This window comes from Leucobacter sp. CX87, from assembly GCF_018682295.1.
Taxonomy (GTDB): domain Bacteria; phylum Actinomycetota; class Actinomycetes; order Actinomycetales; family Microbacteriaceae; genus Cx-87.
The window spans coordinates 100,957-110,527 of sequence record NZ_JAFIRI010000009.1 but is presented as its reverse complement, the minus strand read 5'-3'; the positions used below and the strand labels follow the sequence as shown (position 1 = coordinate 110,527).

General features: G+C 66.1%; 9 protein-coding genes and 2 rRNA genes. 5 read left to right on the top strand and 6 right to left on the bottom strand.

The features are described from left to right. Positions 1 to 4 precede the first annotated feature (4 nt). From rrf (KOE53_RS13400) to KOE53_RS13390, 3 genes are all read left to right on the top strand, one after another. Positions 5 to 121: ribosomal RNA gene (gene rrf / locus KOE53_RS13400) — 5S ribosomal RNA — on the top strand. A 111-nt stretch (positions 122 to 232) separates the two neighbouring features. Further along, positions 233 to 349 (top strand): 5S ribosomal RNA (gene rrf / locus KOE53_RS13395). A 70-nt stretch (positions 350 to 419) separates the two neighbouring features. After that, positions 420 to 908 carry a YajQ family cyclic di-GMP-binding protein gene (locus tag KOE53_RS13390; protein WP_188046074.1) on the top strand — a complete coding sequence of 163 codons (489 nt, stop codon included), beginning with the start codon at positions 420 to 422 and terminating at the stop codon, positions 906 to 908. A gap of 79 nt (positions 909 to 987) precedes the next feature. Here the strand turns inward: KOE53_RS13390 and KOE53_RS13385 are convergent, their stop codons facing one another. The 5 genes from KOE53_RS13385 to KOE53_RS13365 all read right to left on the bottom strand — a co-directional run bounded on the left by KOE53_RS13385 (position 988) and on the right by KOE53_RS13365 (position 7,443). Then, positions 988 to 2,181, bottom strand: coding sequence for a peptidase C39 family protein (locus KOE53_RS13385; RefSeq protein WP_188058828.1), 1,194 nt, complete (start codon positions 2,179 to 2,181; stop codon positions 988 to 990). Further along, on the bottom strand, positions 2,178 to 3,839 hold the full coding sequence (locus tag KOE53_RS13380; protein WP_188058827.1) for an ATP-binding cassette domain-containing protein: 1,662 nt from the start codon (positions 3,837 to 3,839) through the stop codon (positions 2,178 to 2,180). Before KOE53_RS13380 ends, KOE53_RS13385 begins: the two co-directional genes overlap by 4 nt. Continuing rightward, on the bottom strand, positions 3,836 to 4,702 hold the full coding sequence (locus KOE53_RS13375) for an ABC transporter permease (protein ID WP_353055659.1): 867 nt from the start codon (positions 4,700 to 4,702) through the stop codon (positions 3,836 to 3,838). Before KOE53_RS13375 ends, KOE53_RS13380 begins: the two co-directional genes overlap by 4 nt. Next, positions 4,699 to 5,739: an ABC transporter permease gene (locus KOE53_RS13370; protein WP_188058826.1), complete on the bottom strand. Its 1,041-nt coding sequence runs from the start codon at positions 5,737 to 5,739 to the stop codon at positions 4,699 to 4,701. Before KOE53_RS13370 ends, KOE53_RS13375 begins: the two co-directional genes overlap by 4 nt. A 90-nt stretch (positions 5,740 to 5,829) precedes the next feature. Then, positions 5,830 to 7,443 (bottom strand): ABC transporter substrate-binding protein, encoded by a 1,614-nt coding sequence (locus KOE53_RS13365; protein ID WP_188058825.1) that lies wholly within the window; start codon positions 7,441 to 7,443, stop codon positions 5,830 to 5,832. 208 nt (positions 7,444 to 7,651) lie between these two features. Here KOE53_RS13365 and KOE53_RS13360 point away from each other — a divergent pair, with 208 nt between their 5' ends. Further along, positions 7,652 to 8,938, top strand: a complete 1,287-nt coding sequence (locus KOE53_RS13360; protein WP_188046069.1) for an adenylosuccinate synthase — start codon at positions 7,652 to 7,654, stop codon at positions 8,936 to 8,938. After that, the gene (locus tag KOE53_RS13355; protein WP_188046068.1) at positions 8,935 to 9,267 is read left to right on the top strand and encodes a chorismate mutase; all 333 of its coding nucleotides are present in this window, start codon (positions 8,935 to 8,937) and stop codon (positions 9,265 to 9,267) included. Before KOE53_RS13360 ends, KOE53_RS13355 begins: the two co-directional genes overlap by 4 nt. Before the next feature lie 3 nt (positions 9,268 to 9,270). Here the strand turns inward: KOE53_RS13355 and KOE53_RS13350 are convergent, their stop codons facing one another. Beyond that, on the bottom strand, positions 9,271 to 9,513 hold the full coding sequence (locus KOE53_RS13350; protein ID WP_188046067.1) for a hypothetical protein: 243 nt from the start codon (positions 9,511 to 9,513) through the stop codon (positions 9,271 to 9,273). Between the last annotated feature and the right edge of the window lie 58 nt (positions 9,514 to 9,571).

Below are 9,571 nucleotides of genomic sequence, written 5' to 3'. Positions count from 1 at the left end.
GTGTTACGGCGGTTATAGCGTCAGGGAAACGCCCGGAAACATTCCGAACCCGGAAGCTAAGGCTGACTGCGCCGATGGTACTGCAGGGGGGACCCTGTGGGAGAGTAGGACACCGCCGGACTTCTTTCTGTAAAAGGGGCCTCATCGAAAGATGAGGCCCCTTTTTTTATGCCCGAAAGCCGGCTCCGGGTGTGTGTTTCGGCGCCCCAGATGTCTGATAAGCTAAACGTGTTACGGCGGTTATAGCGTCAGGGAAACGCCCGGAAACATTCCGAACCCGGAAGCTAAGGCTGACTGCGCCGATGGTACTGCAGGGGGGACCCTGTGGGAGAGTAGGACACCGCCGGACACATACTTCGAAAGAGCCCCATCCATTGGATGGGGCTCTTTTTGTTTCCCCACCGGGTACGCTGGTACCTATGGCTGATTCATCATTTGACGTAGTGAGCAAGTTCGACCCGATGGAGGTCGAGAACGCGGTCAACCAGGCGCGCAAGGAACTCGAGCAGCGCTATGACTTTAAGGGCGTTGGTGCCTCGGTCGAGCTCTCGGGCGAATCGATCATGATGAAGGCGAGCACCGAAGAGCGTCTCGCCGCAGTGCTCGATGTCCTGCAGTCGAAGTTCATTCGCCGCGGGCTCTCGCTGAAGACCCTCGACACGGCCGACCCCTACCCGAGCGGCAAAGAGTACCGTCAGGAGGCGAAGCTCAAGGAAGGCATCGACCAGGCCACCGCGAAGAAGCTGAACAAGCTCATCCGCGACGAGGGTCCCAAGTCGGTCAAGAGCCAGATCCAAGGCGACGAGCTTCGCGTGAGCTCGAAGGATCGCGACGACCTCCAGGCCACCATCGCACTGCTGAAGGGCGCCGACATAGACGTCGACCTGCAGTTCGTGAACTACCGCTAGGCATCTGCGGCGGGAACGTGAGAGGGGGCTGGGCCCGAGTGAATGCTCGAGCCCAGCCCCCTCTCACGTTCCGGAATCGCTAGTCGGCTGCGCGAGGCAGCACGACGATGCCGCGAAACTCAGGATCCCCCCAACGCGCGATGCGCTCGATACCGGCGTGCGTGATCGGTTGCGCGCTCACGTCGAGCCACGTCTCGCCCTGCGCTGACTCGACCCAGGGGTCTGAAACCAGGAGGGCGTCGTCTCCGATGACGTCGTGTGCGAGCACCCAGTGCGGAGTCGGGTCGGCAATCAGCGGCTCGAGGTCGATCAGCATGAATACCGAGTTCCCCGCGGCGACGAGCTCGTGGATCTCGCTGACCTCCGGCCACCGGCGCTCGATCTGTAGCCCGAGCTCCTCAGCCTGCCGCAGGGACTCTGCCTGCAGTTCAACGCGGAGCTTGCTTTCGAAGCTGTCCGCAGCCCCGAAGTCCTCGATGAGCACTGGCCCCTCGGCGCTGAGGACCACCCTTGGCTCGCCGAGGGGAAGGTCAGCATCGCTGATGGCCCCGGCGGTGGCGACCGCAAGCCCGATCGGTTCGCACGCGGGCATGTTCGTGGCTCGTCGCCAGAACTCGATTTCCCAGGCACGATTGCCGGCTTGGTCACTCAAGCTGAATCTTCCGAGTCCGACCGATTCGAGGGCCATAAGCGCGGTCACTGCCCCGCAAGTCACATCGGTCGTCTGCCCATAGTACGGAGCCAGTCGCCTGGGTCCGGTTCCGGGGCTCCACCGGGACCAGGAGCGCACGCCCTCGGCGGCGGCCGCGCGAGTGCTCGCGACCGACGGCACAGGGTCGGCATCGCGCTGAAACCCGAGGGCCACGAGCGTTGCCGCGTCGCGCGCGCTGAGCGGTGCAAGCATGGGATGCTCCTCGAACTTCACGAGCACCGGGGACGGACGCGCCTCGGATGGGGCGGGAGCATCGAGCGCGGCGGCCTCGACCGTTGCGCTGAAGGCGGCGCCGTCGGCATCAGCGCCGGGCGCGATGATGACGTCAATGATCTTTCGCGAGGGCGAGTACAGGCGTCCCGCTGTGAGCGCCGCCGCGACGGGGGCTCCCGCAGCGTCCCGCAGCACCGTTACCCGCGGCGCCCAGAGTGCACGGGGCAGCTCCCATCGGGTCCGGCGCGCCGCCGCAGCCTCAAAGCCGGCCGGCAGTGCAGTACCGTCGGTAGACTCCGCGACAAACGCGCTGTGCTGGACGGGCGAGGGGGAATCGGCGGGGATCATTCGGTGGCTCCTTGCGCGTTTGGGGTACCCGGTGTATCAGTTGTCGCTGGAGCAGCCGCAAGGCCCGTTGGGGCGGCTGCCGTGGGGCGGTGCACGCTGTCCTCGCGGGCGGCCTCGACCAGCATGCGCGTGTAGGGGTGAGCGGGTTCTCGCATAACCTGTTCAGCGGTGCCCCGCTCGACGATCTCGCCCCCGCGGAGCACCACCATACGGTTCGCGATCCGCGCGACCACTGCCAGGTCATGCGTAATGAAGAGCATGGCCAGCCCGAGCTCATCCCGCAGCCGGGCAAGCAGCTCCAACACCTGTGCCTGTACTGACACGTCAAGCGCTGAGACGCTCTCATCGCAGATCAAGACGCGCGGCTGGGGGGCCAGCGCTCGCGCGATCGCGACGCGTTGACGCTGTCCGCCAGACAGCTGCGACGGTCGGCGCGCGGCGAACGAAGGGTCGAGGTCGACGAGGCGCAGCAGCTCAGGCACCTCGTCGGCGCTGCGCCCGCTCGCGGCGAGGGCTTCGGTGAGCGCCTGCCCGACTGTGAAGACGGGGTTCAGGGTCGAGTAGGGATCCTGGAACACGATCTGCATCTGCTGCGGGGTACGCCCCCGGCGACCGGGCGGGAGAGTGAGACCGTCGAGGGTCACGGAGCCTGCGTCGGGGTGCTCGAGGCCGGCGATGCAGCGGGCGAGGGTCGACTTCCCGGAGCCGGACTCACCGACGATCGCGACAATCTCACCTGCACGCACGTCGACGCTGGCGTCGTGAAGCGCGGTCGCGCGTCCGAAACGTTTCGTCATTCCTGTGGCGCTGAGCAGTGCTGCGCCCGGGTGGGCGAGCGGGGGTGACGCGTCGTCGAGCGAGGGATTCGCCTCGATCAGCGCGCGCGTGTATGGATGACTGGGCGCGCCCAGCACGCGCTCGACAGTGCCCTGCTCGACAATCTGCCCCTTCCGCATGACGAGCACTTCGTCCGCGCGTCCGCCGATGATGCCGAGGTCGTGGCTGATGAGCAGCACGCTCATCTCATGTTTCTGCTGCAGCTCACGCAGGAGGTCGAGCACCCCGCCCTGCGTACTCGCATCGAGCGCGGTGGTGGGCTCGTCCGCGATGAGGAGCCGGGGCTCTGCCGCAAGGGCAGCCGCGATCGCGACGCGCTGACGCATCCCGCCCGAGAGCTCGGAGGGGAAACGGCGGGTGACGCTCGCCGGGAGGCGCACTTCGTCGAGCCGGCGAGCAATCTCGGCATCCACCTCGCCGCGCGAGAGTGGCGGCTCGCCGGTGGCGCGGTGCCGCGCGACGATCGTCGCGCCAATTTGGCGTCCGCAGCGGATGACGGGGCTGAGGCTGGTGAAGGGATCCTGCAAGAGGAGGACCGCGCGACGTCCGCGCACCCGAGACCAGACGGCGGGGTCCTGTTCGGCGAGGTCTGTGGACTCGCCGTCGATGACTGCCGTCCCGGCAGCGGTGACCCCTCGAGGGAGGAGCCCGGTGATCGCTCGAGCCGTCATCGATTTCCCCGATCCGGACTCGCCGATGATCGCGAGCGTTCGGCCGGGTGGGATGACGAGATCGAGCGGCTCGACGAGAGCACCTGCCGCGGAGGACACGGTGAGGCCGTGCACGACAACGCCGAGTGGTGTGGGGGAGAGGCGGCTCATTGGATGCCCTTCTCGCGCAGGCGCTCACCGAGGTGGTCGCCGAGCAGGTTAATCGACATGGAGACGAGGACGATGAGGATCGCGGGCGCGAGCAGCATAGCTGGGTTGTCTCCCATGACGCCGCGGCCGTCGGAGATCTGGCGACCCCAATCAGCCGTGCCCGGCTCGACGCCGATGCCGAGGAACGAGAGGGATGAGAGGGTGACGAGGGCGATCGCGAGGTTCAGCATCAGGTTCGTCAGGATGAGTGGCCACACGTTCGGCAGGATGTGCCGGAACATGATGCGGCTGGGGGGCAGCGACAGCATCTGCGCGGCCTCGACGTACGGCCGCGGGGTCTGCTCGGTCGCACCCGCGCGAACGATGCGAATGTCGGAGGGACAAAAGAGAATGACGAGCAAGGCGACCGTCACCCAGTATCCGGCACCGAAGATGCCGGCCACGACGATCGCGAGCAGCATCACGGGAAGGGAGAGCAACACGTCAACGATGCGACCGATCACTCCGTCGACGACGCCCCGGAGGTAGCCGGAAAGCGTGCCGAAGACGATGGCGAGCAGCATCGAGCCGGTCGCGATCACTACGGGGCCGGCGATCGCCGAACCCGTTCCCGCGAGGGTGAGCAGCAGCACATCGCGACCCAGCTCGTCGGTTCCGAGTAGGTGGCCAGGGCTGCCGGGCGGCAGCAGTGCGTCGAGGATGCTTTGGGCAGAGGCCGGCCCGACAAGCAAGGGCGAGACGAGCGCGGTGAGCGCGACGAGAGTGAGCAGGATCGCCGCGGCGATCACTGCCCAGTCCCGCTGGCGAGGGCCGGCTATACGATCGCGGGCGACGGTGGCGATGCGGGTGGTCTTCGTGCTCACTGTCCCAGCTCCCTGGCTCGTACACGCGGGTCGAACAGCAGATAGCTCAGATCTACCAGGATCGTGATGATGGCGATCGCCGCAGCGATGAGCAGGGTGACTGCCTGCACGACGGGGAGGTCCTTGAAGAGCACTGACTCCTGCAACAGCGAGCCGAGCCCGGGCAACGCGAAAACGGTTTCGACAATGATGGTGCCGCCAATGATGAAGGTCAAGATGAGTCCGGCGCCCGTGACGATCGGGATTGCCGCGCCCCGAAGTGCAACGCCCTGGACCTCCCGCTCCGAGAGCCCGCGAGCCCGTGCGAACGTGATGGCGTCGCTCTCGAGTTCGCGTAGCACAGCGGCCCGCGTCATTCGCATCAGGATGGCGCCGATGCCGGCCGCGAGCGACACCGCGGGAAGTACCAAGTGCCAGAGCGTGTCGAGCGGGCCTTTTCCGCCGCCAAAGGCGGGGAACAGCGGGAGGAGGTAGGCGAAGAGGAAGAGCAGGAGGATCGCGAGCGCGAAAGTGGGCGCAGAGAGGCCGAGCAACGCGAGCGCGCTTGCGAAACGATCAGTGCTCGTCCCCGCACGGGACGCGCTGAGGACGCCGAGAGGAATCGCGGTGATCGCGGCGATCAGGAACGCGAGCGTCGCGAGCGCAACGGTCAACCCCAGACGGGAAGCGATCACGGTCGATACGGGTTGCTGCAGGCGGATCGATTCGCCGAAGTCGCCGCGCAGTGCGCTCCCGAGCCAGTCAAAATAGCGTGTCAGGAAGGGGTCATCGAGCCGGTATTGGGCGCGCACCGCGGCGATCGTGTCTGGCGTCGCCGGGCGGTTGCCAATGAGATTCTTTACGAGATCCCCCGGCGCGAGGTACATCAGTGAGTAGGTCAGCAGCGAGATCGCCAGCAGGATGAGCAGGACGCTGCCCAGCCGGATCGCGATGATGCGTGTGAGCGCCTGAGCGGGGCTGCGCCCGATCCGGTTCCCCCCGGGATCGGGGGCACCCGGAGGAGACTCTGCGACGAGGCTCGAATCGGCTTGGGTCATCGGCGAACTCCTCAACTGAGATCGGGCGGGGGAGGGGCTGGGCGAGCATGTGCGGTGGGGCATGTGTACTCGCCCCACCGCGCATGTGCACTACTTCGCGGCGTACAACTCCGCACCCCACGAACCAATGAAGGTGTACGGGCTGAACGTCTTCACGCCGACCGCGTTACTGAAGTAGGTGAGCGACTGGCCCCACCACAGCGGCGCATTGATGACCTGATCGGCGTTCTCCTGCTCAACCTGGAGCAGGAGGTTTACCCGCTCCTCGGCGCTCGCCGCAGCGTTGGACTGCGCCAACAGGTCGAGGACCTTCGGGTCGTCGTACATGTTCGGGTTGGCCTCGCCAAGCAGGTACGAGCTGATCTCAGCCGGATCGCCCGTTGTGGAGAAGTACCACATGTAGCTCAGGCCGTGCTCGCCGTCGCCGATGGTGGCGAGCCACTCCTCGAGGGGCACCTCGCGTACCTTGACGTCGATGCCGAGCGGCCCCAGGTTCTCGGCGAGCGACTGTGCGGCCGTGCCCAGCTGCGGACCCGAGTTGGGGTAGGTGAGTTCGAGCGCGAACCCTTCGGGAACCGAGGACTCCGACAGGAACTGCTCGGCCTGCTTCAGGTCGAATTGGGGAGGCTGTACGTCCGCGAGCAGCTTGCGGGCGGCGTCGCCGTCGTGCACGGCGGCAAGCGATTCCGGCGTCATGATGGCGTTCGCCGGCTCGCCGTATCCGCGCAGCAGCTTCTCGACGATCGCGTCGCGGTCCACTGCGCTTGAGATCGCCTTTCGCACGTTCACATCGTCAAACGGAGCGACCGTCTGGTCGAAGAGCAATCCGACGTACGACAGATCGTTGACCGACTCGACGCGCCCGTCGGAGATCTTCTGCCACTGCTCGGCCTGCTTGAGCGGGACGCTGAAGGCGATATCGATGTCCCCCTTCTGGGTCGCGAGCAGGCGAGTGTTCTCGTCGGGAATGAACGAGATCTCGATCTGCTTCGCCTTTGGCACCCCACCCCACCAGGTATCGACTCGCTCGAGTGTGACGTGCGAGTCGGGCTGGAAGTCGGTGACCTTGTACGGGCCAGTGCCGAGGATCAGAGACTGGCTGGTGCCGATGCTGCCCTCGTGCTCTTCCCAGAATGCCTGCTGTGTGATGACTGCGGCCCCTGCGCTCGACATGGTCTTGAGGAAGGCGGGATCCGGCGCAAGCGTCGTCACCGTGACCTGGTGTTCGCCGGTCTTCGCCACGGTGTCGAGATTGCTCAGGTAGTAGTTGATGCCGGGCGACGCCTCGGCGCTGCGTGCCTGTTCGAGGCTGAACACGATGTCGTCCGCGGTGACGGGCTCACCGTTTTGGAACTTTGCGTCCTGGCGAACCTCGAAGACGTACGTGGTCGTGTCGGGAGTCTCCCAGCTTTCTGCGAGGGCCGGGACGACTTTGCCCTCGGGGTCGATGCCGACGAGTCCTTCTTGCACGGCGCTCGCGAGATAGTAATTCAGGATCCCGCTTTCCGTCCCGATGTACAGGTTGGCGAGCGAGCCAGGGAACGCGACGGTGACGTTTTCGATCTCAGCGCCGCTGTCAGCGGGTGGCTCGGTGGACGGGGCCGCGCCCGAGCCGCCGGCGCACGCTGACAGCGCCAGGGCGGCAGCGGCGGCGAGGGCGACGGCGAATCCGCGGCGGCGCGGTGTGCCGAGGGAAAAACTCATCGGTTGCTCCTTTGCAATTGGGCCGAGCAGTGAGTGCGTGGCCACTGGGCCTACGCTAGTGCGGAATCGCCCCACCCCGCCTCCACTGTTTACTCATGTTTCGGATAATGCCGAGTGATGCAATGCGCCCCGATCTGGCCCGAAAACCCCGGCGAGCGGTCCCGCCGGTAGGATGGTCGGGTACGTCCAGATCGAAGGAGGGGCTGAGATGCCCGCTGTACTCATTACTGGCGCCCAGTGGGGCGACGAGGGCAAGGGCCGGGCAACCGACCTGCTCGGAAGCCGCGTTGATTACGTGGTCAAGTTCAACGGCGGGAACAACGCCGGCCACACGGTGGTGGTTGGCGACGAAAAGTATGCCCTCCATCTGTTGCCGTCCGGCATTCTTACCCCCGGCGTCATCCCCGTCATCTCGAACGGTGTCGTCATCGACCCCGAGGTGCTGCAGGGTGAGCTGCAGGCGCTCAGCGCTCGCGGCGTCGACGTCTCGCGCCTGAAGGTGAGCGCCAACGCGCACGTCATCACTGCCTACCACCGCACCCTCGACAAGGTGACCGAGCGTTTCCTGGGCAAGCGTCAGATCGGCACCACCGGCCGCGGCATCGGCCCGGCGTACGCCGACAAGATCAACCGCGTGGGCATCCGCATCCAGGATCTCTTCGACGAGGGGATCCTGCGTCAGAAGGTGGAGGCGTCGCTGGAGTTCAAGAACCAGGTGCTCGTCAAGATTTACAACCGCCGCGCGATCAGCGTCGACGAGGTTGTGGAAGAACTGCTCTCGTACCGCGACATGCTCGAGCCGATGGTGTGCGACACCGGGCTGCTGCTGCACGAGGCGATGCAAGCGGACAAGACCATTCTGTTCGAGGCCGGTCAGGCGACCATGCTCGACATCGATCACGGCACCTACCCGTTCGTCACCTCCTCGAACGCGACTTCCGGCGGCGCGAGCACCGGATCCGGGCTGCCGCCCGCCGCGATCGACCGCGTGATTTCGGTCATCAAGGCGTACACGACACGTGTCGGTTCGGGCCCGTTCCCGACCGAGCTGTTTGACGCCTCGGGCGACTACCTGCGCAACCAGGGCTTCGAGTTCGGAACGACCACGGGGCGTCCGCGCCGGTGCGGTTGGTACGACGCACCCATCGCGCGCTACTCGGCGCGCATCAACGGCGTCACGGACTTTGTGCTGACGAAGCTCGACGTGCTTTCAGGACTCGAGACGATCCCGGTCTGCGTCGCGTACGACGTGAACGGCGTGCGTCACGATGAGATGCCCGTGAACCAGAGCGACTTCCACCACGCGAAGCCGATCTACGAAGAGTTCCCCGGCTGGTCCGAGGACATCTCGGGCTGCCGCGAGTTCTCGGACCTGCCGAAGAACGCTCAGGATTACATCCACGCCCTCGAGGCAATGAGCGGCTCGCGGATCTCCGCCATCGGCGTCGGTCCCGAGCGCGAGCAGGTTGTCGTCCTGCACGATCTCCTCGGATGAGCGATCAGCTGATCCCGGGGTCGGCCGCGGCCGGCCCCGCTCCGGAAGAGCAGCTTGCTCGCCTGCGTTCGAGCATCGACAACATCGATGCCGCCCTCATCCACATGCTCGCGGAGCGATTCCGCTGCACGCAGGACGTGGGCGTGCTGAAGGCAACGCACGACATGCCGGCGTCTGACCCGGGGCGCGAGGCGCGCCAGATCGAGCGCCTGCGCGAGCTGGCGCAGGGCGCGCACCTCGACCCCGAGTTCGCCGAGAAGTGGTTCAACTTCGTCGTCGCCGAGGTGATCCAGCACCACACCCGCATCGCGGGTGAGCGGGACGCCTAAGGGCTAGTCCTCGTCGAGGACTTCCTCTTCCAAGTTCCATACTGGGTCGCCGAATTCGCCCCCGGCGAGCACCTGTACGAGCTGGTGGGCCTCGAAGTCGTCCTCGTCGAGGATGACGCGGGCCGCTGAGATGAGCTCGTCGCGCGTCGTGTGCTCCTCCGAGCCCTCGCGCGCGTCCACGAGCGCTGATCGATAGCGATCGAGGGCGCCCTCGAGCTGATCCTGCGTAAAGTGGTGCTGATCCATCGAGGCCTCCGATCGTGTGCGTGTATCCGGTGCCATCAGGGTAACCCGGAAGCGTCGC

Coding starts and splice junctions, on each gene's coding strand:
- KOE53_RS13380 (WP_188058827.1), bottom strand. CDS start 3,839: ATGAGCCGCCTCTCCCCCACACCACTCGGCGTTGTCGTGCACGGCCTC.
- KOE53_RS13390 (WP_188046074.1), top strand. CDS start 420: ATGGCTGATTCATCATTTGACGTAGTGAGCAAGTTCGACCCGATGGAG.
- KOE53_RS13355 (WP_188046068.1), top strand. CDS start 8,935: ATGAGCGATCAGCTGATCCCGGGGTCGGCCGCGGCCGGCCCCGCTCCG.
- KOE53_RS13350 (WP_188046067.1), bottom strand. CDS start 9,513: ATGGATCAGCACCACTTTACGCAGGATCAGCTCGAGGGCGCCCTCGAT.
- KOE53_RS13365 (WP_188058825.1), bottom strand. CDS start 7,443: ATGAGTTTTTCCCTCGGCACACCGCGCCGCCGCGGATTCGCCGTCGCC.
- KOE53_RS13360 (WP_188046069.1), top strand. CDS start 7,652: ATGCCCGCTGTACTCATTACTGGCGCCCAGTGGGGCGACGAGGGCAAG.
- KOE53_RS13385 (WP_188058828.1), bottom strand. CDS start 2,181: ATGATCCCCGCCGATTCCCCCTCGCCCGTCCAGCACAGCGCGTTTGTC.
- KOE53_RS13370 (WP_188058826.1), bottom strand. CDS start 5,739: ATGACCCAAGCCGATTCGAGCCTCGTCGCAGAGTCTCCTCCGGGTGCC.